The following is a 26,038-nucleotide window of genomic DNA, read 5'->3' as shown; positions in this document are numbered from 1 at the left end:
ACGCGCGAGATGTGGTCCCGGATGCTGTCGTAGTCGTGCTCGAACCGCGCCCAGTCCACCGGCACCTTCGAGCCGAGCACCGCGCGAGCCATCCGCGTGACGATCGAGATCTCCGACAACAGACGCGGCGACACCGGGGCCAGCTTGCCCGTCGAGGCGTGCACTGCGGCGACCGTGTCCTCGACGGTGACGAACTGCTCACCGGAGGCCTGCAGATCCACCTCGCTGCGCCCCATCGTCGGCAGGATCATCGCAGCCCGACCCACCACCGCATGCGAACGGTTCAGCTTGGTGGAGATCTGCACCGTCAGCCGAGTATTCTGCAGCGCAGCCTCGGCGACGGCCGTGTCCGAGATCGCGGCCACCAGGTTGCCGCCCAACGCGATCCACACCTTCAACTCGCCATCACGCATCCCCCGGATCGCGTTGACTGCGTCCACCCCCTCCTCGCGGGGCGGGTCAAAACCGAACTCCGCCTGGATCGCATCCAGGAACTTCGGCGGCATCTTCTCCCAGATGCCCATCGTGCGGTCTCCCTGCACGTTGCTGTGCCCACGGATCGGCGACGCGCCCGCACCCGGTCGGCCCATGTTGCCACGCAGCAGCAACAAGTTGATGATCTCCTTGATCGTCGGCACAGCCTTCTTGTGCTGTGTCAGGCCCATCGCCCAGGTGATGATCACCCGATCGGCGGCGATGTAGCGCTGCGCCAGCTCGTCGATCTGCACGCTGGTCAGGCCAGTCGCCAGCTGCACCTGCCTCTCGTCCAGGTGTGAGAGGTGCTCGCGGAACTCGTCCAGCCCCTGGCAGTACTGGTTGAGGAAATCGTGGTCCAGCACCTTGCCCGGCCGCGCTGTCTCCGCATCCAGCACCCGCTTGGACACCGCCTGCAGCAACGCCATGTCACCCGCCATCCGGATCTGCAGAAACTGATCGGCCAGGTCCGTGCCATGACCGACGATCCCCCGCGGCCGCTGCGGGTTCTTGTACCGCTTCAACCCCGCCTCCGGCAACGGGTTGATCGCCACGATCTGCGCCCCCGCCCTCTTGGCGTCCTCCAAAGCGGTCAGCATCCGGGGGTGATTCGTCCCCGGGTTCTGACCCATGATGATGATCAGATCCGCCTGCTCGAAATCGTTGTAGCGGATCGTGGACTTGCCCACCCCGATCGTCTCGCCCATCGCCGCACCCGTGGACTCGTGGCACATGTTCGAGCAGTCCGGCAGGTTGTTCGTGCCGAACGCCCGCACAAACAGCTGGTACACGAACGCCGTCTCATTCGCTGTGCGGCCACTGGTGTAGAACGCCGCCTCGTTCGGACTCTCCAGAGCGTTCAGCTCGTCGGCGATCACTTCGAATGCCTTCTCCCAGCTGATCGGCTCGTAGTGGTCCTTGCCGACCGGCTTGTATACCGGATCGGTCAACCTCCCCTGCTGACCCAACCAGTAGTCGCTCTTGCCCAGCAGATCCTCGATGGAGTGCTCCGCCCAGAACGACTCCGGCACCACGAGCGGGGTCGCCTCCCACGTCAGGGCCTTCGCACCGTTCTCGCAGAACTCGGCAGTCTTGCGATGGTCCGGATCCGGCCACGCACAGCTCATGCAGTCGAACCCATCCTTCTGGTTCAGAGCCAGCAGGCCCTTCACACCACGACGCATCCCCATCTCGGTCAACGCCGGACCCATCGAGTGCGTCACGCCGGGCACGCCCGCCGCCCAGTCCTTGGGCTCGCTCACTGTCAAGCCGTCGTCGGAAACGTCCTGTGTCGGAGGCTTCTTCGTCATGCCACGCCCGCTTTCGATTCCTTGACCGGCCTGTCGCTCGACACGGCCGACGCTTCATCAGCTGTTTTGCCCCGCACCCGCTCGGCGCCCGAATAGATGACCATCGAGTCTCCGCGCAGGAATCCGACGAGCGTCATGCCGATCTCGGCTGCCAGCTCGGCCGCGAGAGACGAGGGTGCGGACACGGCGGCCAGCAGAGGTATGCCCGCCATGGACGCCTTCTGGGTCAGCTCGAAGCTGGCGCGCCCCGACACCATCAGCACGGTCTCACGCAGCGGCAGTCGATCGGCGGTCAGCGCCCACCCGACGACCTTGTCGACTGCGTTGTGCCGACCCACATCTTCACGCAGCACGAGCATGTCGCCGGTCCTGCCGTCGAAGAGCGCCGCAGCGTGCAGCCCTCCGGTCCGGTCGAAGACCTTCTGCTGGTCCCGCAGTGCATCGGGCAGGCTCGCCAGCAGCGCCGCATCGAGGCACAGCGGGTCATCGGCCACATCGTATGCCGATGCGGTGCGCACCGCATCGATGCTTGCCTTGCCGCACAGGCCGCATGAGCTCGTGGTGTAGAACGCCCGCTCCAGGTTGGGATCCGGCGCCTTGACGTCCGGTGCCAACGTGGCGTCGATGACGTTGTAGGTGTTGAGGTGATCGACCGTGGCACCGGCGCAGTACCGGGCGCTGCTCAAATGGTCCGCACGGCTGATCACGCCTTCGGAAACCAGGAATCCGGCCACGAGCTCGACGTCATGACCTGGTGTGCGCATCGTGATCGCCAGTGGTCGTCCGGCGACGCGGATCTCCAGTGGTTCCTCGACCGTCAGATAGTCCTCGCGCACGCTGGCGCCATGACCAACCGTCATCCTGGTGACTCTGCGGCGAGCAGTAATTCGACCCACCATTTAGGTTTAACACCGCCAATCGTCAACGACAACCCCGGTCTCGGCACCCAGTCAGCCACCGATATACGACATCTCGATCCGGTGCGCCCGCGACACGGGAAGGTCTGGGGTCTGCGTCGAGCGCAGCTCGGAGTAGCGGTCGGCGCGGACCCGCCAGACTCCGGAGAGCTTCGACGCGAGCTCTTCATCGGAGCATCCCCCGCGCATCAGGGCACGCAGATCATGGCCCTTGGTGGCAAACAAGCAGGTGAACAGCCGGCCCTCCACGGACACTCGGGCACGAGTGCAGTCGCCGCAGAACGCGTTCGTCACGCTGGAGATCGCGCCGATCTCCCCACCACCATCGCGGTACCGCCAGCGAGTTGCCGTCTCGCCCACGTAGCGCGGCTCGACGGGTTCGAGTGGGAGCTCGGCATTGATGCGCCTGATGACCTCGCCGGACGGGACCACCTCATCCAGGCGCCACCCGTTGGTCGACCCGACATCCATGTATTCGATGAAGCGGAGGACGAACGGCGTCTCCTTGAAGTGCCGCGCCATCTTGACGACATCGTGATCGTTGAGGCCACGCTTGACGACCATGTTGATCTTGATCGGCCCCAGGCCTGCGTCATGAGCGGCCTGGATCCCATCGAGGACCTTACGGACCGGGAAGCGCACGTCATTCATGGCACGGAACGTCGTGTCATCCAGCGAGTCGAGCGACACCGTCACGCGGACCAGGCCGGCGGCCTTGAGTGCGGGTGCCAAGTGCGTGAGGGCTGATCCGTTCGTCGTCAGCGCGAGGTCGAGGGGTCGGCCGGCCGGCGTGCTGATCGCACTGAGCCTGCCGATCAGTTCGTCGATGCCCTTCCTCAGCAGCGGCTCGCCGCCGGTCAACCGGATCTTCTCGACGCCGCACGCCACCGCGGCCCGCGCCAGCCTGGTGATCTCCTCGAAAGTAAGCAGGTCCTCTCGCGGAACGAACGCGTAGTCGCGGCCGAAGACCTCCTTCGGCATGCAGTAGACGCAGCGGAAGTTGCAGCGGTCCGTGACCGAGATGCGCAGGTCGCGCAACGGGCGATTCAGCGCATCGTGCACTCCATCGGCAGACACAGTCGGTGCGCCCGAACCGTTCTGTGCGTCATAGGGTTCGGGGTCTGGCCGAGGTGCAACGTACTTCACTCGACCAGCCTAACCCCGCGCCATACGACCGCGCCCAGCAGTCGCCAAACTGCTCTCACCTGAGCACGATCCACTGCTTCCCGTCGACCAGTTCTGCCAGGCAACCGGCGCGCCACCCTGCGGCTCTTCGACGGGTGGGACTGCCACCTCCCCACCCGTCGAAGCCAGCGATAGCTCACCTCTCGGTGGGTCAGTAGGCGAGGAGTCGGCGGACGACCGTGTCGGCGAGCAGCCGACCGCGCAGCGTCAGCACCACCCGACGCCCGCCGCCACCCAGCGCCGGCGCAGCCTCGACCAGCCCGTCCGCGATCAGCCCGGCCACCGCGCGGCGGCCCTCGTCGCGCAGCACCTCGATCGGCAGACCGCCGACCAGGCGACTCCCGAGCAGCACGCGCTCGTCATACCGCTGCCCGTCGGTGAGCAGCTCACGACCGGCTCCCGGCGACCGGCCGTCCGCAAGCCGCCCGGCGTATGCCGAGGGGTGCTTGACGTTCCACCAGCGCACCCCGCCGACGTGGCTGTGCGCGCCGGGACCGATCCCCCACCAGTCGCCGTCGCGCCAGTAACCCTCGTTGTGCCGGCACCGGGCGGAGGCTCGAGTTGCCCAGTTGCTCACTTCGTACCAGCCGAAACCGGCCGCTGACAGCACCTCGTCGGCGAGCTCGTACTTATCCGCCTCGTCGTCGTCATCGGGCATCGTGACCAGGCCACGTCTCACCTGCGCGGCCAGTTTCGTGCCGGTCTCGACCACCAGCGCATAGGCACTGATGTGGTCCGGCTCCAGCCCGACCGCGTGCTCGAGGCTGGTGCGCCAGTCGGCCAGGCTCTCCCCCGGTGTCCCGTAGATGAGGTCCACGCTGACCTGCAGTCCGGCCGCCTTGGCCGCATGCACTGCAGCCTCGACGTTGCGCGGATCATGTGTGCGCTCAAGGGTCTTCAGCACATGTGGCACCGCCGACTGCATGCCGATGCTGACTCGGGTGAACCCGCCGGCGCGCAGGGTCTGCAGGACCTGCGGAGTCACCGAGTCGGGGTTCGCTTCGGTGGTCACCTCGACGTTCTCGGCGAGGCCGAACCTGTCCCGTATGCCGTGCAGCACCCGCACGAGATCACTCGCCGCGAGCATCGTGGGGGTTCCGCCCCCGACGAACACCGTGTCGACCGCCGGCAGTGGCGCACCGTCTCTCGCGAGCACCTGCGCGGCGAGCTCGACCTCGGCGAGGGCGGCATCGGCATACGTGCTGACTCCCGCACCGTGTGGTCCGAGCTCGGTCAGCGTGTAGGTGTTGAAGTCGCAATAACCGCAGCGCACCGAGCAGAACGGCACGTGCACGTAGACGCCGAAGGGTGTGGTCCCCAGCCGGTCCAACGCTGTCGATGGGAGTGCGCCGTCCGGCGGCACCGGTTCCCCGTCGGGGAGAGCACTGGGCATGTCCTCCAGTGTCCTCTGGAGGCCTCAGCCAGACCAAACTGGCCCGCCGGTCATCCGGCGGGCCAGTCGTGCAGTGGTTTCAGAGCTTGCCGGTGAGGGCCTGCAGCCCGAGGCTGGTTGTTGCTACGCAGATCCACAGGATGCCGCCCATGATCAGCGGCCGTGGTCCGGCCTTGCGCATCTGCGCGAAGCGAAGGCCGAGGCCGATCCCGGCCAGCGCGAACGTGATCAGGAAGGTGCCGAGGTCGGACAGGTGCGGGTGCCAAGAACCCGGGATGAGGCCTACGGTGTCCGCCGCTGCAGCGAGCACGAACCCGATCAGGAAGAGCGGCACCACCTGCTTCCACTTCAAAGAACCGGTGTCCGCGCCCTGCTTGCGCTCGTGGCGCGCCTTCAGCAGCGCCAGACCCATCACGATGGGAATGATCATGAGCGACCGGGTCAGCTTGACGACGATGGCGTATGGGCCGGCGTTCGAGCCGAAGCTGTAGGCCGCGGCGACCACCGAGGAAGTGTCGTTGATCGCGGTGCCGCTCCACAGACCGAAGGACTGACCGGTCAGTCCGATGAGGTGCCCGATCGGTGGAAACAGCAGGACGGCCGCGATGTTGAAGGTGAAGATGGTCCCGATGGCATAGGCGACATCGCGTTCCTTGGGCTTGATGACGGCCGTGACCGCGGCAATCGCCGATGCACCGCAGATGCCGGTGCCCACGCCGATCAGGGTGCGCGTATCGCTGTCGAGACCGAGCAGACGACCGATGATCCACGCACCGCCAAGAGCCACAGCCAGCGTGCCGAACATGATCGGGAGGGAGCTGGTGCCCACCTTGACCACCTGCTGCAGGGACAGTCCGGTGCCGAGCACCACGATCGACAGCTGCAGGACCGGCTTCGCGGCGAACCCATAACCAGGAGTCCACCGGTCGTGACGCAGGACAGGGATTGCGGTGGCCACGGCCATTCCGATGAGTATGCCGAAGACCGGGCCGCCGATGACGGGCACCTGACGGCCGAGCAGCGTCGCTGCGACCGCAACCACGAAGGCCACCGCCAGGCCGGGCACAATGGTCTGCGCTCGGCCCCGACCGCCGGAGCCCAAGTCGTGATCTCGCGGAGCCGCAGCCGGGCTCACAGCCTCTGTCGTCGTCATGAGTACAGGTTGCCCGCGCCGCACGCATCCCGGTAGCCGCCAGTTCCCCATAGGGATATATCCTCTGCACATGAGAACATGGCCGGACCTCACTGCGCTCGAGCTCCTGGTCGCCGTGGCCGACCACGGCGGCCTGAGCTCGGGTGCCCGTGCGATCGGAATGGCTCAGCCCAATGCGAGCCGTTCTATCGCGCGCCTGGAACGCAGCCTCGGGCTCCCGCTGGTCATCCGCGCGACCACCGGGTCACGGCTCACCCCCGCCGGCATCCTGGTCGTCGACTGGGCACGCGACGTCCTGCAGACGGCCACGGCACTGACCCAGGGTGCTGCGGCGATCCGCCAGCCGGGTGCAGGGTCGATCACCGTCTCGGCGAGCCAGACGGTGGCCGAACACCTGCTGCCGGCCTGGTTGTCGACGTTGCGCACCGAACTGCCCGAGGCAACCGTCACCATCCAGGTGCACAACACGACGGCCGTGATCGACGACGTGCTGCACGGACGGTGCAGTATCGGCTTCATCGAGGGGCCGAATGCACCACGTGGGGTGCATCACACGGTGGTCGCGCACGACGAGCTCATCCTGGTCGCCGCCCCCGGCCACCCGTGGACGAGACGTCGCACGCCGGTCCGGGTCGAAGAGCTGGTCGGCACCCCGTTGATCACCCGAGAGAAGGGTTCCGGGACCCGAGTGGCGCTCGACGAGGCCCTCGGCGATCTCGGCCCGGTCAACCCCGCGCTGGAGATGTCGAGCAATGCCGCCGTCCGCGTCAGTGTCACGTCGGGCACTGCACCCGCGGTCCTCAGCAGGCTCGCGGTGCAGGACGCACTCAGCGCCAAGACGCTGTGCGAGGTGCCGATCGACGAGCTCGACCTGGCCCGCCCGCTGCGCGCGATCTGGAGCGGTCCGCGACGGCTACGCGGCCTGGCGGCCGAGCTGGTCACGATCGCGAGCCGCTGACCTGATTCAGCGTGCGTCGGTGATCCACAGGGGTATGAAGCCGCGCACCACCTCGGTGCCGTCGGGCAGCGCCCCGCTGACGCGCACCCGCACCTCGTGCGGGCTCAGCCGATCCCAGTCGTCCGCATCGGTCTGCGCGACACACCGAACGTCGCCTCGCGCCTTTGCAACGTAGTCGAGCTGAATCCCCCTCGGAATCCAGCGTTTCCCGGGGTCGATGGTGGCCTCGGCGAGCAGGCCCATCGCGGCCTCCATCCCGTTGGCCACGGCGATCGCGTGCATGGTGCCCAGGTGGTTCTGCACCCTGCGGCGCTTGTGCAGCTGCACCACGGCCCGGTGCGGACCCATCTCGACCACCCACGGGCGCACGCTCGCGAAATACGGCGCCTTGAGCATGTAGCCGACCGAGAAGACCCGCCTGCCCAGCGGGCGGTCGGCGAGCGTGCGATACAGCTGGAGGGTGGAGGTCATCCCCCGAGGTTACCCATCAGTAGAATTACGGGTGACGAGGACGTCCCACACCGGTCGGCCGTTGCGCTCGCCCTTGCGCTCGAACCGCGTGGGCACCCGCCCGTCGAAGCGCGGTGCGAACCCGCCACGCCTGCCTTCCGGGTCGTGCGCCGCGTCGCCCGGGTGGGCCGCCCGCCCGGCATACGGATTGGTGAATCCCGGCGCCTGCTCGACGATGGTGCGAATGTGCCACGCGTAGTCGGCCCAGTCGGTGGCGATCCGCCACGCGCCACCTGCCTCGAGCAGCCGGGCGACCGTGGCGGCGAAGGCCGGTTGGACCAGGCGGCGCTTGTGGTGCTTCAGCTTCGGCCAGGGGTCCGGGAAGAACGTCCACACCTCGTGCGCTGAAGCGGGGGGCAGGATGAAGTCCAGCGCCTGCGCCGCGTCGGCCTGGATGAGGCGAATATTGCTCAGGCCCAGCGGTCCTGCCTTGGCGATGGTGTGGGCGACGCCGGGCCCCCAGACCTCGATCGCCAGGAAGTCCCAGTCGGGATGCTCCTGCGCGGCGTGCACGACGCAGTCGCCGCCACCCGAGCCGATTTCGACGACCAGCGGCGCGTTCCGCCCGAAGGCCACGACCGGGTCGAGGCGGTATCCGGGGTCGACCATCGTGCCGGCCCCCTCCATGGGGACGTCCAGCAGATAGCGCGGACCGTGCTCCGCCAGCGCGCGCACGTGCCGCTCCGGCATCCGGCCCCCACGGCGGGTGAAGGAGCGGGTTCGTGCGACGGGGCGCGAGTCGACCTCGCGCTGGGCGTGTTCTGCGGTCACTACTTCTTGGCGTTCTTGGGGTCGTCCTGAGACAGCGCGGCGATGAACGCCTCCTGAGGCACCTCGACGGAGCCGACCATCTTCATCCGCTTCTTGCCCTCTTTCTGTTTCTCGAGCAGCTTGCGCTTGCGGCTGATGTCACCGCCATAGCACTTGGCAAGGACGTCCTTGCGGATGGCACGGATGGTTTCTCGGGCGATGACCCGTGCACCGATCGCGGCCTGGATCGGCACCTCGAACTGCTGCCTGGGGATGAGTTCCTTGAGCTTGCTCGCCATGGACACGCCGTAGGCGTAGGCCTTGTCGCGGTGCACGATGTTGCTGAACGCGTCGACCCGGTCCCCTTGCAGGAGCACGTCGACCTTGACCAGGTCCGCGGTCTGCTCTCCGTCCGGCTCGTAGTCGAACGAGGCGTACCCGCGAGTCTTCGACTTCAGCGCGTCGAAGAAGTCGAAGACGATCTCGGCCAACGGCAGGGTGTAGCGCATCTCGACGCGCTCCTGCGACAGGTAGTCCATCCCACGCAGTGAGCCGCGCCTCGACTGGCACAGCTCCATGATCGCGCCGATGAACTCGCTCGGCGCGAGCACCGTCGCCCGCACGATGGGTTCGCTGATCTGCGAGACCTTCCCCTCCGGGAACTCGCTGGGGTTGGTCACGGTGACGGTCGTTCCGTCATCGAGGGTCACCTCGTAGACCACGCTGGGAAGCGTCGAGATCAGGCCGAGGTCGAACTCGCGCTCGAGTCGCTCACGGACGATCTCCAGGTGCAGCATCCCGAGGAAGCCGACCCGGAAGCCGAAGCCGAGCGCGACTGACGTCTCCGGCTCGTAGACTAGGGCCGCGTCATTCAGCTTGAGCTTGTCGAGGGCATCGCGCAGCAGCGGGTAATCGGATCCGTCGATCGGGTAGAGCCCGGAGAAGACCATCGGCTTCGGGTCCCGATAGCCGCCCAGTGCGTCCGTCGCAGGCTTGCCGGCATTGGTGACCGTGTCGCCGACGCGAGACTGCCGCACGTCCTTCACGCCGGTGATGAGGTAGCCGACCTCGCCGACCCCCAGCCCCTTGCTCGGGCGGGGCTCCGGGTCGCTGACACCGATCTCGAGCAGCTCGTGGGTGGCCTTCGTCGACATCATCACGATCTTCTCGCGCGGTTTGAGCGACCCGTCGATCACCCGCACATAGGTGACTACACCGCGGTAGGTGTCGTAGACCGAGTCGAAGATCATGGCGCGTGGGGCAGCATCCGGATCACCGACCGGGCCGGGGAGCTGTTGCACGATCTGGTCGAGCAGCTCTTCCACGCCGGCGCCGGTCTTCCCGGACACCTGGAGGCAGTCGGCCGGCTCGCAGCCGATCAGGCCGGCCAGCTCCTCCGCATACTTCTCCGGCTGCGCGGCCGGCAGATCGATCTTGTTGAGCACCGGGATGATGGTGAGGTCGTTCTCCATCGCCAGATAGAGGTTGGCGAGAGTCTGGGCCTCGATGCCCTGCGCGGCATCCACCAGCAGGACGGCGCCCTCGCAAGCAGCAAGCGATCGCGACACCTCGTAGGTGAAGTCCACGTGCCCAGGGGTATCGATCATGTTGAGGCAGTGGGTCTGCCCGTCGAAGTCCCAGGGCATGCGGACGGCCTGCGACTTGATCGTGATGCCGCGCTCGCGCTCGATGTCCATGCGGTCGAGGTACTGCGCGCGCATTGCGCGCTCGTCGACCACCCCGGTGATCTGCAGCATCCGGTCCGCGAGGGTCGACTTGCCGTGGTCGATGTGCGCGATGATGCAGAAGTTGCGGATCAGGTCCGGCGGCGTCGCGGCAGGCGGTAGCGCCGTGCGGGACTTCGGTGACAACGGAATACCTCAAGTCTGGGGGCGGGGTCGCACTGATTCTACGGGCCAGGGACCCCTACGCCGGTATGCCGGGTGACCGACGCCGGCGAACCGGGCGGGTCAACGCGCCGCCCTACGCCGCCGTCGGCGTCATCGGAGCGCGCCGCCCAACCCAGGCGGAGACCCCCGCGATCGCCAACCCGAGCAGCGCGAGCACGGCGCCGACCCGACTCGGCCACTCATACCCCAGCCCCGAGGCCAGGACCGCTCCCCCGAGCCAGGCCCCGAAGGCGTTGGCGATGTTGAGGGTCGCGTGGTTCAACGCGGCGGCAAGGGACTGCCCCTCGTGCGCGACATCCATCAGCCGGGTCTGCAACATCGGCACGAGCAGCGAAGGCACGAACCCCAGGGCCAGCACCGCCGGGATCGCCGTCCAGGGCGAGTGCGCTGCAAATCCGAAGAGGGCAAGCACCACCGCGATCGCCAGCAGCGCACCGGTGATGCCGCGCATCATGCCGTAGGCCACGAGACGACCCGACGTGAGCGTGCCGAGCGTCATCCCGATGCCATAGACCATGAGGACCAGCGGGATCACGGCGTCCGAGAAGCCGGCCAGGTGGGTCATCGTCGGCGCGATGTAGGAGAAGGTCGCAAACATGCCACCGAACCCGACGGTGCCGATGCCAAGGGCCAGCCAGACCTGCAGCCGGCGAAGACTGCGCAGCTCGTTGCGCGCCGACGCGTATAGGTCACCCGACTGCGTGGGCACCCACGCGAGGACGGCCACGACGGTGACGAGCGCGACGACGCCGACCACCGCATACGCCCACTCCCAGCCGGCGCGCTGCCCGATGAGCGTCGCCACCGGGACGCCGATGATGTTCGCGACGGTCAGCCCGGCCAGCATGATCGAGACGGCCCACGTCCTGCGCGATTTGTCGACCATCGATGCCGCCACGAGTGAGCCGATCCCGAAATAGGCGCCGTGCGGCACTCCGGAGATGAAGCGCGCGACCAGCAGCACCGGGTAGGACGGTGAGAGGGCCGATCCGATGTTGCCCAGCGCAAAGGCCACCATCAGCCACAGCAGCAGCTTCTTGCGAGGCACCTTCGCCGCAAGGGTCGCAATCGTCGGCGCACCCACGACCACCCCAAGTGCGTAGGCGGACACGACGTGGCCCGCGGTGGGGATCGAGATGCCCACGCCCTGCGCGATCTGCGGCAACAGACCCATGGTGACGAACTCCGTCGTGCCGATGGCAAACCCGCCGAGTGCGAGCGCGATCAGCGCCAGGTGCAGATGAGACGGACGCCGCAACCTGCGGGCCGGCCGCGCGTCGAGCGCGCGGTCGTCACAGATGTCGTGCAGAGCGGCGGATTCGGTCACCGTCACCATTGTCCGGACCCCAATGCCACCCACGCAATCCGTCCGGGCGCGATACTGGTCACACGACGCGCGGCAAACCCGTCGGTAGTGCTAGTGTTTTCCACGGAGTGAGTCAAACTTTCCGCATAATGAAAACTCGTTACTTGGAGGCCCCGATGACCGACGCACCATCCCTGACGCTCCCCGACGGTCTAGCCGTCACCGGACCTGTCAAGGAACGGTATGACGAGATTCTGTCGCCCCAGGCGCTCGAGCTCATCGCCACCTTGCACCGCACGCTGAACGCTCGTCGACTCGAGGCACTCGAGGCACGAGAGAAGCGTGTTCAGCAGGTTGCCGACGGCCACGACCTCGACTTCCTCGAGGAGACCAGAAGCATCCGCGAGGACGACTCCTGGCAGGTCGCGCCGCTGGCGCCGGGTCTGGAGGACCGCCGCGTCGAGATGACCGGTCCGACCGACCGCAAGATGACGATCAACGCTCTCAACTCCGGCGCGAAGGCCTGGCTCGCGGACCAGGAGGACGCCAACACGCCGCTGTGGGAGAACGTCATCGAGGGCCCGCTCAACCTCGGCGACGCACTCGACCGCACCATCGACTTCACCAGCGCCGAGGGCAAGGCCTACACGCTGCGGCCCGATAATGAGCTGCCGACGGTCATCGTCCGGCCGCGCGGCTGGCACCTGCCCGAGAAGCACATCACCGTGGACGGCGAGCGCACCTCCGGCTCACTGGTCGACTTCGCTCTCTACATCACGGCCAACGGCCAGAAGCAGATCGACAAGGGCAAGGGCCCCTACTTCTACCTGGCCAAGATGGAGTCCCACCTGGAGGCCCGGCTCTGGAACGACGCCTTCACGATCGCGCAGGACTTCCTCGGTATCCCCCAGGGCACGATCCGCGCGACCTGCCTGATCGAGACCCTGCCGGCCGCCTTCGAGATGGAGGAGATCCTCTACGAGCTGCGCGACCACTCCTCGGGTCTGAACGCCGGCCGCTGGGACTACCTCTTCTCGGTCATCAAGACCTATCGCACCCGTGGCGCGGACTTCATCGTCCCCGACCGCAACTCGGTCAACATGACCGTGCCGTTCATGCGGGCCTACACCGAGCTGCTGGTGCGCACCTGCCACAAGCGCGGCGCGTCCGCGATCGGCGGCATGGCCGCGTTCATCCCGAGCAAGGACGAGGCCGTCAACGAGGCCGCCTTCCAGAAGGTCCGGGACGACAAGTCCCGCGAGGCGGGCGACGGATTCGACGGCTCCTGGGTCGCCCACCCCGGCATGGTCGAGGCCTGCCGGGAGACCTTCACCAAGACCCTCGGCGAGCAGCCGAACCAGATCGACAAAAAGCGCGAGGGCGTCAAGGTCACGGCCGCGCAGCTGCTCGACGTGAAGTCCACTCCCGGTCAGGTGACCGAGGAGGGGCTGCGCAACAACATCGATGTGGCCATGCAGTACCTGCGTTCCTGGCTGCAGGGCCGCGGCGCCGTGGGCATCCACAACCTCATGGAAGACGCCGCTACGGCGGAGATCTCGCGTTCCCAGATCTGGCAGCAGCTGAAGAACGACGTCACGCTGGCCGACACCGGTGAGAAGGTCACCAAGGAGCTCGTGCTCGGGCTCGTCGACAAGGTCATTGCCGGTCTGCCGGGTGAGTCATCCGACTACGACGACGCGAAGGCCACCTTCCTCGAGGTCGCCGTGGCGGACGACTACGCCAACTTCCTCACCCTCCCGGCCTACGAGCGGATGCCCTGATCAATGCCGCACACTCCAGGGCCGACTGCAGCCGTGATCTCACGGCTGCAGTCGGCCCTGCCGCATGCCGCCGTCATCACCGACCCGACCCGCCTTGCGACCTACGACTGCGACGGCCTGCTGCACTACCGCGTCACCCCGGCGGTGGTCGTGCTCGCGACAGATGCTGAGCAGGTGCAGCTGGCGGTGCGGTGCTGCTCCGACGCCGGAGTCCCTTTTGTGGCGCGCGGATCCGGCACCGGGCTGTCTGGTGGAGCACTGCCCCATGCCGATGGTGTGCTCATCGTCATGAGCGGCTTCCGCACGATCCACGAGGTCAGCGCCGACGATCAGCGGGCGGTCGTCGACCCGGGCGTCATCAACCTGCAGGTGTCCCAGGCGGCCGCACCCGTGGGCTACTACTACGCGCCGGACCCCTCCAGTCAGCAGATCTGCACCATCGGCGGCAACGTCGCCGAGAACTCGGGCGGCGCGCACTGCCTGAAGTACGGCTTCACCGCCAACCATGTCCTGTCCATCGACGTGATCACCCCGGACGGCGAGGCCGTGACACTGGGCCAGCGCGCCCCGGACGCCCCTGGGTATGACGTGATGGGCGCGTTCGTCGGGTCCGAAGGCACCCTCGGCATCGCCACCTCCGTGACCGTCCGGCTGCTGCGCCGGCCGGCCTCCGTGCACACTCTCCTGGCCGGTTTCAGATCGACCGACGAGGCCGGCGCCGCGGTCTCCGCGGTCATCGGTGCCGGCATCCTGCCGGCGGCCATCGAGATGATGGATGCGCTGGCGATCGAGGCCGCGGAGGCCGCGGTCGCGTGCAACTACCCGGCTGGCGCCGGGGCAGTCCTCGTCGTCGAGCTGGACGGGCCGGATGCCGAGGTCGAGCACGAGGCGTCCCAGGTCGAACGCCTGTGCCGAGACAACGGCGCCTTTGAGATCAGGGTCGCGGCCGATGACGCGGAACGACAGGCAATCTGGCGCGGTCGCAAGTCGGCGTTCGCCGCGGTCGGTCGCATCAGTCCCGACTACATCGTGCAGGACGGGGTGATCCCCCGGACCGCACTGTCCGAAGTGCTTCACGAGATGAAGCAGCTGGCCGACGAACGCGGGATCCGGGTGGCGAACGTATTCCACGCCGGCGATGGCAACCTGCACCCGCTCGTGCTCTTCGACGAGACCATCCCGGGTCAGGGCGAGCTGGCCGAGGAGCTGTCCGGCGCGATCCTCGATCTGTGTCTGAGTCACGGTGGATCGATCACCGGTGAGCACGGCGTCGGCTTCGACAAGGCCCCGCACATGCCGAAGATGTTCAGCGCGGACGACCTGGACACGATGCAGCTGGTGCGCTGTGCGTTCGACCCCGGTGGCATCTCGAACCCGGGCAAGATCTACCCGACTCCACGCCTGTGCGGCGAGGTCCCGGGCAAACGGAAGGCCGCGCACCCCCTACAGCAGACCGGACAGGCGGACATCTTCTAATGGCACTGTTCGACGCCCTGCGCGAGCACGACATCGATGCGCGCGCTGCCGTGCCGGGCGACGAGATCGACGGCTCGCTACCACGGCTGATCACTCTCCCGGCAGACACCCAGCAGGTCAGCACGATCCTGCGCACCGCCGCGGCCGACGGCGCAACCGTTGCCGTCGCGGGCCACGGCACCAAGCAGACCTGGGGCACGCCGACCGGCGCGGTCGACGTGGTCGTCAACCTGAGCCGGATCGACCAGATTGTCGAGCACCAGCCCGGGGACCTGATCGTCACAGCCCAGGCGGGGGTGCCGCTCGCCGCCCTGCAGGCGTCGCTCGGCGCATCAACCCAGCGGCTCGCACTCGACGAAATGGTGCCGGGCACGACGGTCGGCGGTCTCATCGCCACCAATCCCAGCGGTCCACGACGCCTGCACGCGGGTACGGTGCGCGACCTGCTGATCGGCCTCACCCTGGTGCGACCGGACGGCACGATCGCCCGAGCGGGCGGCAAGGTCGTGAAAAACGTTGCGGGGTATGACCTGTGCAAGCTCCTGACCGGGTCCTGGGGGACGCTCGGTGTCATCACGGAGGCCACCTTCCGCCTGCACCCCGTCCCTGCGGCCACCCGCTGGCTGACCGCGCACGTGCCCGATCACGACCTCCCCGACCTCCTGAAGTCCGTGATGCACTCCCAGCTGACCCCGAGCGCCGTAGAGGTCGACACGAACGACTCGTCAGACGGTCACACCCAGGTGGCAGTGCTCCTGGAGGGCACGCCCGGCGGCGTGGACGCCCGAGCCCGGGAGATGACTCGGCTGCTCGCGCATGGCGCGGACCAAGGCGACGCCGGCTGGACCACGCACTACCCGTTCCGGCTCGGCGGCACTCAGATCGGGCTCAAGATCACCTGCGCGATCGGCGCTGTCACGGGCGTTGCCAGACGGGCACGCGACCTCGGTCTGCACGTGCGCGGTTCGGCCGGCACGGGCGTCCTGTATGCAGCGGTGGCGGACGAGGCGGACCTGACTAGTGCTCACCTGCAGACACTTCGCGCCGAAGCAGCACGCGCCGGCGGCAGCGTCACGATCGTCGATGGACCGCGTGCGGTCCGTGCCGCGCTCGACGTGTGGGGCCCGGTCAGCGGCCTGCGGATCATGCATCGCATCAAGGACGAGTTCGACCCGGACCACCGTCTCCAGCCCGGGCGCTTCGTGGGAGGCATCTGATGACCGACATCCAGCGCGACCGGCCGACCGCACCAGCGCACTCATCCGGCGCGTTCGATGACCACAACCCGCCGTCACGCGAACTGATCTCGGACTGCGTGCACTGCGGCTTCTGCCTGACGACCTGCCCGACCTACTCACTGTGGGGCGAGGAGATGGACTCCCCCCGCGGCCGTATTCAGCTCATGCAGGCGGGTCTGGACGGTGCACCGATCGAGCCGATCGCCGAGCACATCGACGCCTGCCTCGGCTGCATGGCCTGTGTCAGTTCCTGCCCGAGCGGTGTGCAGTATGACCGGCTCCTGGAGCAGACACGGGCCCAGGTCGAGCGCAACTACACGCGAACGCGCGGCGAAAAGGCCTTGCGCGCAGCGATCTTCGCACTGTTTCCCTACCCCAAGAGACTTCGTGCGATCCGTGGGCCGCTGCGTTTCGCACAGCGCACCGGCCTCGACGCCGGGCTGCGCCGTAGCGGTGTGCTGCGTCGGCTATCGCCCAACCTGGCGATGATGCAGGAGATCGCGCCACCGCTCGGTCCGCACGTCGACCTTCCGAGCGTCATACCGGCCGAGGGCACGAAGCGCGCGACCGTCGGCCTGCTCACCGGCTGCGTGCAACGTGAGTTCTTCGGTGACGTGAATGCCGCAACCGCACGGGTGCTGGCCGCTGAGGGCTGCGAGGTGATCGTGCCGGCCGAGCAGGGCTGCTGCGGCGCCCTCAGCAGTCACTCGGGCCGCGAGGAGGAGGCGCAGGCCTTTGCCCGCAGCACCATCGAGACATTCGAACAGGCCGGAGTCGACTACATCGCGATCAACTCGGCCGGCTGCGGAAGTGCCATGAAGGAGTACGAGTTCCTGCTCGCCGACGATCCCGCGTTCGCGGCGGAGGTCGGCGACACGGGTAGGTCGCGGGCCGAGGCGTTCCGCGCCAAGGTGCGCGACATCAGTGAGTTGCTGGTCGAGCTCGGCCCGGTCGCCGAACGTCACCCGCTGCCCATCACGATCGCTTACCACGACGCGTGTCACCTGGCCCACGCGCAAGGTATCCGAAGCCAGCCCCGAGAACTGCTGGGCGGCATACCGGGGCTCACGATCAAGGAGATCCCCGATGGCGCGATCTGCTGTGGATCGGCCGGTGTCTACAACCTGCTCAACCCCGAACCGGCACGAGAGCTCGGCGACACCAAGGCGCGCAATGTCCTGTCCACCGGCGCCGAACTGCTGGTGACCGCGAATCCCGGCTGTCTGATGCAGATCTCCAGCGCCGTGACACGCCAGGGCGGCCACCTCCCGACCGCGCACACCGTCACCGTGCTGGACGCCTCCCTGCGCGCCGCCGACCCTGCGGCCCTCATCTAGGGCTCCAGCGAAGGGGCCGGACCGTTTGGCCAGCACCCATTCACGCAGAGTTCACGTTGCCGTCGCGCGGATTCCACGGTATGCGAAGGTGGCTCCCAGAGTCGGCCTGGATCGTGACTGTTGTGTCCACCTCAATGTCAGACGTCACGTCCCGGCAGCTGGCCGCTCTCGATGATGCCCGTCCGAATCGGTTTCAACTCAAGATCATGTTCGTGTCGGGCATGGGCTTCTTCACCGACGCCTACGACCTCTTCATCATCGGTGTCGTCGTCAGCCTGCTCAAGACCCAGTGGCACCTGAGCACCGACCAGGTGTCCCTGCTCAACTCGGCCACCCTGGTCGCATCCGCCGTCGGCGCGATCGTCTTCGGCCGAGTCGCCGATATGGTCGGCCGCAAGAAGATCTACGGCTACGAGGTCCTGGTGCTGGCCGCCGGGGCGCTCGCCTCGGCCTTCGCCCCGACCTACGCGCTGCTGCTGGTATTCCGCATCGTTCTGGGCATCGGAATCGGTGGCGACTACCCGGTGTCGGCGACGATCATGAGCGAGTATTCGGGTAAGGCGAGTCGGGGACGGATGGTCGGCCTGGTTTTTGCGATGCAGGGAGCCGGCCTGGTGTTCGGTCCGATGCTGGCCTCGACCCTTCTGGCGTCGGGCCTTTCGAGCAACCTGATCTGGCGGCTGCTGCTGGCGTTCGGCGCGATCCCGGGACTGGCGGTCTTCTATCTGCGACGCCAGATCCAGGAGACACCCCGGTTCGCGATGGCGGGAGGGGTGGTCGAGGAGGCCGAGGCCGCGATCGCCCTCGCGACCGGACAGGTGCCCGCTCCGGTGCCCACGCGGGAGTCGTCCGTCCGCATCACGGGTGGTGCGGTGAGCGGCGTCCGGGTGTTGTTCAGCAGTCGACGGATGATGCGGTGGCTGTTCGGGACCGCCGTCGGTTGGATGCTGCTGGACTTTGCCTACTACGGAAACTCGATCTCCAGCCCGGCCGTGCTGAAGCTGCTCAGCCCGAACGCGAGCCTGCTGCAGAACACCCTCCTGCAGTTGGGGATCTTTGCCCTCTTCGCGCTACCGGGCTACGCCTTGGCGGTCTTGCTGATGGACCGGCTGGGACGAAAGACGATCCAGCTGTTCGGATTCGGGATGATGGCGCTCGCGTTCCTGCTGATCGCGGCAGTGCCCTCAGTGGCCCACACCGCGGGCCCGTTCGTACTGCTCTACGGCATGAGCTACCTGTTCAGCGAGTTCGGGCCGAACACGACGACGTTCGTGTTCCCGGCGGAGGTCTTCCCGGTCCAGGTGCGAACCACCGGACACGGCATCTCCGCCGCCGCGGGCAAACTCGGAGCCTTCGCCGGTGCCTATCTGTTCCCCCAGATGCTGGCCTCCTCGATGGGCATCCGAGGCGCTGAACTGGTCGCGGGCGTCGTGTCGATCGTCGGCCTGATCGTCACTGCCGTCTGTCTTCCCGAACCGAAGGGTCGCAGCCTGGAGGATCTGACCGAACTCGCCCTGGAAGGCGCCGCGCCGCAATTGGTGGCGGCATGAGCCCCAACCGCATCGTTGTCGGAGTTGACGGCTCGGCTCACTCCATGGCGGCCCTCCGATGGGCGTTGCAGCACGCGGAATCCCTCGGCTGGCAGGTTCGGGCCGTCTACTCCTGGCAGCTCCCGATGATCTCGATCCCCGGTGCCTTCGACCAGGCACAGATGCAGCAGCTGGCTGGTACTGAGCTCGTACGCAACGTCGCCCAGGTGTCGCCGAACCCTGCAGTTCCCCTGGAGATGTCCACCGCCCAAGGTGACCCGACCGAGTGCCTGCTCGCCGCCTGCGCGGACGCGTCGATGCTCGTTGTCGGCACCCGGGGCCGCTCCGCCTTCCGCGGACTACTCCTGGGGGCGGTCAGCCAAGGCTGCGCGGCTGCCGCGCCCTGCCCCGTCGTCATCATCAATCAGCACGAGGGGCTCTGAAGGATATTGTCGGGCTGAACGGATCAGCTGCCACCACCGGGCGGTGAGAACGCCACCCAGGCGACGATCATGAGACAGATCAGCACACCGATCCCCACCAGGATCGCCTTGGATCTCCAAGGCGGCGGTGTGCCGCTCGGTTTGCCCATCGAAGTTCTCCTTTTGCCCAGCGGATCGGCGGGACGGCACTTCTACAGCGTAGGCGGCTCCCTTGGGTACGTACCCCAGGATCATCGGCTACCGTCCCCGCCCGTCGATACCGGGCCGCGGGTCGCCGCGTCGAGTGGTCACTGGTGCACGGTGTGCGACCGCTCGAACCGTGCATCAGTGACCACTCGTCATATGTCGCCCAGTTACCCGATACGGGAGGTTTCCGGTACCGCGCGTACTTACTATCGGGTAGGCTCGATACGAGGCATTACCAGGCAGTAGTGCCACGGCGTCGTCGAAAGGCTAGAGATGAGCAACCTGCATGGCCGGCCGACCCTCGCGGACAGGGGTCAGGCCCTCGGTATGCGCCTCATCACCCGCGCGGGTGGTCTCGAGGCAATGAAGAACCCCCAGCTGCGGGCGCGGGTCGAAAAGGCGCTCTACCTCGGCGCCAGGCAAGGGTTCAAGGTCCAGACCGTCGCCGGCAAGAAGTTCGAGAAGCGCGCTGGTGCCGGCACCGCGACGCGCTCCGCCGCCAGCCGCCCCCGCCGCGAGTTCGACCTCACGCCGACCGACGACCAGCAGATGATCCGGGAGGCGGCACGCGAGCTCGCGGACGAGGTCCTGCGACCGGCCGGGGCCGACGCCGACACCGCACGCGCCCTGCCCGAGACCGTGCGCCACCAGGCGGCCCAGATGGGTATGACGCTCCTCGGCATACCGACCGAGCTCGGCGGGGTCGCCGAGGAGCGCTCGGCCGTCACGGGCGTTCTGGTCATGGAGGAGCTCGCACGCGGCGACATGGGCCTGGCGGTCGCGGTGATGTCCCCCGCCGCGGTCGCGAATGCGATTGTCAACTACGGAGACTCGGGCCAGCAGGCCTCCTTCCTGCCGCCGTTCACCGACGAGCAGTCACCCGCCACCGGCGCACTCGCACTCATGGAGCCGCAGCCGCTCTTCGACCCGCTGGCGCCCAGCACGACCGCGCGCTCGGAGGGCGAGGCGATTGTCCTCAACGGCACCAAGACCTTGGTCGTCGGCGCCGACTGCGCCGATCTGTTCATCGTCTCGGCCATGCTCGACGGGCAGCCTCGCCTGGTGATCGTCGAGCCGGGGTCCCCGGGGCTCACAACGACGGACGACCCCGCCATGGGCATCCGCGCCGCGCACACCGGCGCGCTCCATCTGGATGGCGTCCGGGTGCCTCGGTCGCACCTGCTCGGCACCACCACGGACCACCTGGATGCGGTCCGACGCGGGCGCCTCGCCTGGTCGGCCGCGGCCGTTGGCGCCAGCCAGGCCGTCTTGGACCAGCTGTCCGAGTACACCAAGGAACGCAAGGCATTCGGCGAACCCATCGCCCACCGGCAGGCGGTGGCGTTCACCGTGGCCGACATCGCCATTGAGCTGGACGCACTACGACTGGTCGTCTGGCGCGCCGCCGCCCAGCTGGACGCCGCCAAGGACGCCGGCGCCTCCATCGCGCACGCCCGAAGCCTCACGTCCACCTACGCGACCGAGACGGGCTCGCAGGCCGTTCAGATGCTGGGCGGTCACGGCTTCGTCAAGGAATTCGACAACGAGCGCTGGTACCGCGATCTACGCGGTGCAGGTCTGCTCGAAGGCACCCTGCTCGTCTGAGCGGAAGGACAGTCACGATGATCGATCTCGAAGTTCCCAGGAAGTTCGTCCCGCTGGTCAAGCAGGCGGCCGGGATGGCGGACGAGGTATTCCGGCCCATCAGCCGCAAGTACGACCTCGCCGAGCACGAGTACCCCACCGAGCTCGACCTGATGTCCGCCGTGATCGACGGCCTGTCGGACTCTGGTGCAAGCCAGGGCGCCGGAGCGACCGGCTCCACGCGGGCCGCCGACGAGCCGGCCGGCGTCGGCTCCGGCCACAAGGGCAAGAGGGCCGCTGCCAACAAGAACGGCGCCAACCTCTCGTCCGTCCTGTCGATCATGCAGACCTGCCGTGGCGACGTGGGCCTCACACTCAGCATTCCGCGGCAGGGCCTCGGGAACGCGGCCATCTCCGCGGTCGCGAACGATGAGCAGAAACGGCGCTACGGGACCCGTTGGGCGGCCATGGCCATCACCGAGCCGGACGTCGGGTCCGACTCCGGCGCCATTCGCACCACGGCCACCAAGGACGGCGACGAGTACGTCCTCAACGGCGAGAAGATCTTCGTCACCGCCGGTGACCGCGCGGAGCTGGTCGTCGTCTGGGCCACACTCGACCGGGCGCTCGGCAAGAAGGCGATCAAGTCGTTCGTGGTCGAGAAGTCCAATCCCGGCCTCAGGCTGGACCGGCTGGAGCACAAGCTCGGCATCCGCGCCTCCGACACTGCTGCCTTCAGTCTGCAGGACTGCCGCGTGCCCGCACGGGATCTGCTGGGCGACCCGGAGATTCGCACCGAAGGCGGCTTCGGTGGCGCGATGCAGACCTTCGACAACACCCGGCCGCTGGTCGCCTCCATGGCCGTCGGGCTCACCCGCGCCTGCCTCGACCTGACCAGCGAGCTCCTCGAGAAGGCCGGGGTCATCGCCGACCCGGATCGGCCGCTCCGCACCCAGCAGCACGCCGCCGCACGGCTGCTGCAGATGGAGGCCGACTACGAGGCGGCCTACCTGTTGACGCTGCGCGCTGCCTGGATGGCCGACAACGGCAAACCCAACTCCATGCAGGCGTCGATGGCGAAGGCGAAGGCCGGCCGCACCTGCGTGAACGTCGCCCTGGCCTGTGTCGAGCTCTGTGGCGCGGCGGGATACGCCGAGACCGAACTGCTGGAAAAGTGGGCTCGCGACGCCAAGATCCTCGACATCTTCGAGGGGACGCAGCAGATCCAGCTGCTCGTCGTCGCGCGGCGTCTACTCGGCTTGTCCTCCAGCCAGCTGAAGTAGCGCCGAGCGCGCCACGAGCTCGCTCCGCGGTCGTTGTGTTCTCACCCACGCAGCGGGAGGATCACATCTAAGGCCGACCACATCGACGTGGCAGCCCTTGGATGACGAGGAGCGAACTCGTGGCCGACGTGCTGGGTGAACGGGCCTACAACAGCTGGTGGCAGTTCCGGTCGGACACCTGGTCCCGGCTGGAGGAAGCCAGTATGCGTCTGGCGACGGCCGACGCCCAGGGCCGGCCGACCGATAAGATAGCCGAGGCGACCTCGGCGATGCTCGATGATCTCGCACCGATCGAGCAGTACTGGGCGTATCCGGGTGACGACGGATTCCGCCGGGTTCAAGACCATTTTCACGCCGGCACCTTCGACCGGTGCTCGCGACTGGTCGCGCGCATCAACCGGGGGCTGGTCACCGAGTCCTACCGCGATGGCATCGGCTGGACCTCCACCGAGGCCGAGCACGAGAACGACGAGTCCAGCACGGCGGTGGTCGCCCAGCCGGGCATCCACACTCGCCCGTACTTCGAAGTGCTCGTCGTGGAGACCCTTTCCGCAGCCGAGAAACGCGCCTTGCGCGACGAGGTGCGCAGCTGGCGCCGACCCGACGACGAGTTCGTCTATGAACTGGTCATCGTCGGCAGCGGCGAGGAGGCCGTGGTCGCCACCCGCCTCAACGCCAACCTGCAGGCCTGTGTCATCCGGCGACGTTTCGCCCATGCCGCGAGCCAGGACCTGTCCGCGCTGTCGCACTTCATCGACACCACCATCGCCGATGAGCTGGCCGACCACGCGCCGGACGAGCGAGCACAGATCCTTGCTCGGCAGATCGCGCTGGTGCGTCCCGAGCTCGACCTCTACCTCATGACGGAGATCTCCGTCGAAGAGATGGCGGGTCGCCTCAGCCATCACTTCCGCCGGGTGTTCCACGCGCGCGAGGGCTCACTGGAGCTCCACCTGAGTATTCTCGCCGGGGTCCAGGAGCGTTACCACACACCGTTCTTCGCCGCGTTGCGGCACTACAGCCGGCGCCCGACGGGCGTCTTCCACGCCCTACCGATCTCGCAGGGAAAGTCCATCGTCAACTCGCACTGGATCCGCGACATGACCGACTTCTATGGCCTGGACATCTTCATGGCCGAGACGTCGGCGACCGGTGGTGGCCTGGACTCGCTGCTCGAGCCGACCGGCCCGCTGCGCCAGGCGCAACGGCTCGCCGCGGACACCTTCGGCGCGCGACAGACCTTCTTCGTCACCAATGGCACCTCCACGGCCAACAAGATCGTGGCTCAGGCACTCGTCGCGCCGGGTGACATCGTGCTCGTCGACCGCAACTGCCACCAGTCGCACCACTACGGACTCATGCTTGCCGGCGCCCGCGTCTGCTACCTCGACGCCTACCCGCTGAACGAGTACTCGATGTATGGCGCAGTGCCGCTGCGGGAGATCAAGGCAAACCTACTGGCGCTGAAGGAAGCCGGCAAGCTGGGCCGGGTCAAGATGCTCATGCTGACCAACTGCACGTTCGACGGCGTCGTATATGACGTCGAACGGATCATGGCGGAGTGCCTGGCCATCAAGCCGGATCTGATCTTCCTCTGGGACGAGGCATGGTTCGCGTTCGCCCGGTTCCACCCGGTCTACCGGCCGCGGACGGCGATGCGCGCCGCACGAAGTCTCGCCGAGCGGCTGCGCCGGCCCGAGTACCGCGCCCAGTACGCGCAGTACGTCGAGGAGCAGCCCGCGGATCACGACTCACTGATCGGTGAGCGTCTGATGCCCGACCCCTCTCGCACCCGGGTGCGGGTCTACAGCACCCAGTCGACGCACAAGACGCTGACGTCGCTGCGCCAGGGGTCGATGATTCATGTCTTCGACCAGGACTTCGCGCAGAAGGCCTCGGAGAGCTTCCACGAGGCCTACATGGCGCATACGTCCACCTCACCCAACTACCAGATCCTGGCCTCCTTGGACCTGGGGCGTCGGCAGGCGGCTCTGGAGGGTTACGAGCTGGTGCAGAAGCAGCTGGAATACGCGATGCGCCTGCGCGACGCGATCGACAACCATCCGTTGCTCAGCAAGTACATGCACTGTCTGTCCACGGCCGAGCTGATCCCCACCGAGTTTCGCGCATCGGCGATCGACCAGCCCCTGCGCAGCGGACTGGACAACATGACGACGGCGTGGAGGCAGGACGAGTTCGTCTTGGATCCCACCCGCGTCACGCTGTATATCGGCGCAACCGGCATCGACGGTGCCACCTTCAAACAGGCCCAGTTGATGGACCGATTCGGCATCCAGATCAACAAGACGTCGCGCAACACCGTGCTGTTCATGACCAACATCGGGACGACCCGCAGCTCGGTCGCCTACCTCATCGAGGTGCTGGTGAGCATTGCGCGCGACATCGACAACCAGATCGTGGAGATGAGCCCCGTCCAGGAGGCCGCGCACGCCCGCGCCGTGCTGCGTCAGACCAATCCGAGCGCTCCGCTGCCCGACTTCAGCGGCTTCCACCCGGTCTTCCTCGACGACGGCGACGACCCCACCCCGGAGGGCGACGTGCGCCGCGCGTTCTTCCTGTCCTACGAGGACTCCTACTGCGAATACCTGCTCGCGGAGGAGATCGAGGAACGGATGGAGTCCGGGCAGCAGGTCGTGTCCGCAACGTTCGTCACGCCCTACCCGCCGGGTTTCCCCGTGCTCGTGCCGGGACAGATCTTCAGCCGCGAGATCCTGTCGTTCATGCGCAGTCTGGACACTCCGGAGATCCACGGCTACGACCCGCTGGCCGGCTACCGCGTCTACACCGACAAGGCCATCGAGATGGCCGGCACCACGGGCTAGCGGGTGCGTGCGAGTGCGGCGCGCACGATCGACAGCAGCTCGTCGATGTCGAGGCCGAGCGTGCGCACCTGGCCGGCGAAGTCGGCCGCCGCGCGTGCGGCATACCCCCTGGCCGAGTCCTGCCCGGCACTCACATGGGTGCCTGAGCGGCCTCGCCCCTCGACGAGCCCGGACTGTTCGAGGTGCGTGTAGGCCTTGGCGACCGTGCCCGGTGCGATGCCCAACTGGGCGGCCATGGCGCGGACACTCGGCAGTCGCTCACCCACCGACAGGTCACCCGAGTGGATCTGGCCGGCGATCTGGTCGCAGATCTGCTCGAACGGCGGCTTTGACGAGTCCTGGTCGATGGCGATCATGGCCACCATCCTGCCCCACGCAACCTCGCCCAATAATGCACTCTCGCCTCAAAGGCGCAGCTGCAGCTGCGCCTTTGGGGCGAAAGTGCATTATCCAAGGGGGTGGTGGGGTCGAG

At 67.4% G+C, this 26,038-nt stretch carries 21 protein-coding genes; 10 read left to right on the top strand and 11 right to left on the bottom strand.

The annotated features are described in order from the left end of the window. From FGL98_RS20655 to FGL98_RS20635, 5 genes are all read right to left on the bottom strand, one after another. On the bottom strand, positions 1-1,784 hold a 1,784-nt coding region (locus FGL98_RS20655; protein ID WP_146320046.1), incomplete at its 3' end, for an FdhF/YdeP family oxidoreductase. Then, a complete protein-coding gene (gene fdhD / locus FGL98_RS20650; RefSeq protein WP_146320044.1) occupies positions 1,781-2,680 on the bottom strand; it encodes a formate dehydrogenase accessory sulfurtransferase FdhD in 900 nt (299 codons plus the stop codon). The genes FGL98_RS20655 and fdhD, both read right to left, overlap by 4 nt. A 54-nt stretch (positions 2,681-2,734) precedes the next feature. After that, on the bottom strand, positions 2,735-3,847 hold the full coding sequence (gene moaA / locus FGL98_RS20645) for a GTP 3',8-cyclase MoaA (protein WP_146320042.1): 1,113 nt from the start codon (positions 3,845-3,847) through the stop codon (positions 2,735-2,737). 190 nt (positions 3,848-4,037) lie between these two features. Beyond that, on the bottom strand, positions 4,038-5,279 hold the full coding sequence (gene hemW / locus FGL98_RS20640) for a radical SAM family heme chaperone HemW (protein WP_146320040.1): 1,242 nt from the start codon (positions 5,277-5,279) through the stop codon (positions 4,038-4,040). A 79-nt stretch (positions 5,280-5,358) separates the two neighbouring features. Continuing rightward, positions 5,359-6,432, bottom strand: coding sequence for a YeiH family protein (locus tag FGL98_RS20635; protein ID WP_146320038.1), 1,074 nt, complete (start codon positions 6,430-6,432; stop codon positions 5,359-5,361). A gap of 70 nt (positions 6,433-6,502) precedes the next feature. On the opposite strand from FGL98_RS20635, the gene FGL98_RS20630 reads away from it, so the two are divergent. Further along, on the top strand, positions 6,503-7,390 hold the full coding sequence (locus tag FGL98_RS20630; RefSeq protein ID WP_186526286.1) for a LysR family transcriptional regulator: 888 nt from the start codon (positions 6,503-6,505) through the stop codon (positions 7,388-7,390). Positions 7,391-7,396: 6 nt separating this feature from the next. Here the strand turns inward: FGL98_RS20630 and FGL98_RS20625 are convergent, their stop codons facing one another. From FGL98_RS20625 to FGL98_RS20610, 4 genes are all read right to left on the bottom strand, one after another. Continuing rightward, positions 7,397-7,861: a hotdog fold domain-containing protein gene (locus FGL98_RS20625; RefSeq protein WP_146320030.1), complete on the bottom strand. Its 465-nt coding sequence runs from the start codon at positions 7,859-7,861 to the stop codon at positions 7,397-7,399. A gap of 9 nt (positions 7,862-7,870) precedes the next feature. Then, on the bottom strand, positions 7,871-8,671 hold the full coding sequence (gene trmB, locus FGL98_RS20620) for a tRNA (guanosine(46)-N7)-methyltransferase TrmB (RefSeq protein WP_246136671.1): 801 nt from the start codon (positions 8,669-8,671) through the stop codon (positions 7,871-7,873). Next, positions 8,671-10,521 carry a translation elongation factor 4 gene (gene lepA, locus FGL98_RS20615; RefSeq protein ID WP_146320028.1) on the bottom strand — a complete coding sequence of 617 codons (1,851 nt, stop codon included), beginning with the start codon at positions 10,519-10,521 and terminating at the stop codon, positions 8,671-8,673. The genes trmB and lepA overlap by 1 nt, the downstream gene beginning before the upstream one ends. A 112-nt stretch (positions 10,522-10,633) precedes the next feature. Beyond that, positions 10,634-11,887 (bottom strand): MFS transporter, encoded by a 1,254-nt coding sequence (locus FGL98_RS20610; protein ID WP_246136670.1) that lies wholly within the window; start codon positions 11,885-11,887, stop codon positions 10,634-10,636. Between the two features lie 155 nt (positions 11,888-12,042). Here FGL98_RS20610 and aceB point away from each other — a divergent pair, with 155 nt between their 5' ends. From aceB to FGL98_RS20580, 6 genes are all read left to right on the top strand, one after another. Then, entirely contained in the window at positions 12,043-13,647 is a 1,605-nt protein-coding gene (aceB, locus tag FGL98_RS20605) for a malate synthase A (RefSeq protein ID WP_146320023.1), read from the top strand. A gap of 3 nt (positions 13,648-13,650) precedes the next feature. After that, entirely contained in the window at positions 13,651-15,123 is a 1,473-nt protein-coding gene (locus FGL98_RS20600; protein ID WP_146320021.1) for an FAD-linked oxidase C-terminal domain-containing protein, read from the top strand. After that, positions 15,123-16,340 (top strand): FAD-binding oxidoreductase, encoded by a 1,218-nt coding sequence (locus FGL98_RS20595; RefSeq protein WP_146320019.1) that lies wholly within the window; start codon positions 15,123-15,125, stop codon positions 16,338-16,340. Before FGL98_RS20600 ends, FGL98_RS20595 begins: the two co-directional genes overlap by 1 nt. Further along, positions 16,340-17,698 (top strand): (Fe-S)-binding protein, encoded by a 1,359-nt coding sequence (locus FGL98_RS20590; RefSeq protein WP_146320017.1) that lies wholly within the window; start codon positions 16,340-16,342, stop codon positions 17,696-17,698. The genes FGL98_RS20595 and FGL98_RS20590 overlap by 1 nt, the downstream gene beginning before the upstream one ends. A gap of 134 nt (positions 17,699-17,832) precedes the next feature. Next, positions 17,833-19,248: an MFS transporter gene (locus FGL98_RS20585; protein ID WP_146320015.1), complete on the top strand. Its 1,416-nt coding sequence runs from the start codon at positions 17,833-17,835 to the stop codon at positions 19,246-19,248. Beyond that, entirely contained in the window at positions 19,245-19,670 is a 426-nt protein-coding gene (locus FGL98_RS20580; RefSeq protein WP_146320013.1) for a universal stress protein, read from the top strand. Before FGL98_RS20585 ends, FGL98_RS20580 begins: the two co-directional genes overlap by 4 nt. A 23-nt stretch (positions 19,671-19,693) precedes the next feature. Here the strand turns inward: FGL98_RS20580 and FGL98_RS26830 are convergent, their stop codons facing one another. Continuing rightward, positions 19,694-19,819 carry a hypothetical protein gene (locus FGL98_RS26830; RefSeq protein ID WP_281289199.1) on the bottom strand — a complete coding sequence of 42 codons (126 nt, stop codon included), beginning with the start codon at positions 19,817-19,819 and terminating at the stop codon, positions 19,694-19,696. 310 nt (positions 19,820-20,129) lie between these two features. Here FGL98_RS26830 and FGL98_RS20575 point away from each other — a divergent pair, with 310 nt between their 5' ends. The 3 genes from FGL98_RS20575 (at position 20,130) to FGL98_RS20565 (ending at position 25,566) form a co-directional block, all read left to right on the top strand. Then, complete coding sequence (locus tag FGL98_RS20575; RefSeq protein ID WP_146320011.1) at positions 20,130-21,461, top strand: acyl-CoA dehydrogenase family protein; 1,332 nt, start codon at positions 20,130-20,132, stop codon at positions 21,459-21,461. Between the two features lie 17 nt (positions 21,462-21,478). Then, on the top strand, positions 21,479-22,723 hold the full coding sequence (locus tag FGL98_RS20570; protein ID WP_146320009.1) for an acyl-CoA dehydrogenase family protein: 1,245 nt from the start codon (positions 21,479-21,481) through the stop codon (positions 22,721-22,723). Between the two features lie 119 nt (positions 22,724-22,842). After that, on the top strand, positions 22,843-25,566 hold the full coding sequence (locus FGL98_RS20565; RefSeq protein ID WP_246136669.1) for an aminotransferase class I/II-fold pyridoxal phosphate-dependent enzyme: 2,724 nt from the start codon (positions 22,843-22,845) through the stop codon (positions 25,564-25,566). Here FGL98_RS20565 and FGL98_RS20560 read toward each other — a convergent pair. Continuing rightward, positions 25,563-25,922 (bottom strand): GntR family transcriptional regulator, encoded by a 360-nt coding sequence (locus FGL98_RS20560; RefSeq protein WP_146320005.1) that lies wholly within the window; start codon positions 25,920-25,922, stop codon positions 25,563-25,565. The two genes, FGL98_RS20565 and FGL98_RS20560, sit on opposite strands and share 4 nt — an antisense overlap. Positions 25,923-26,038: the final 116 nt, after the last annotated feature.

Origin of the sequence: Leekyejoonella antrihumi (genome assembly GCF_007845645.1) — a bacterium.
GTDB classification, from domain to species: domain Bacteria; phylum Actinomycetota; class Actinomycetes; order Actinomycetales; family Dermatophilaceae; genus Leekyejoonella; species Leekyejoonella antrihumi.
Note: the sequence above shows the minus strand (reverse complement) of the source record. Positions and strands in the feature narration are given on the sequence as shown.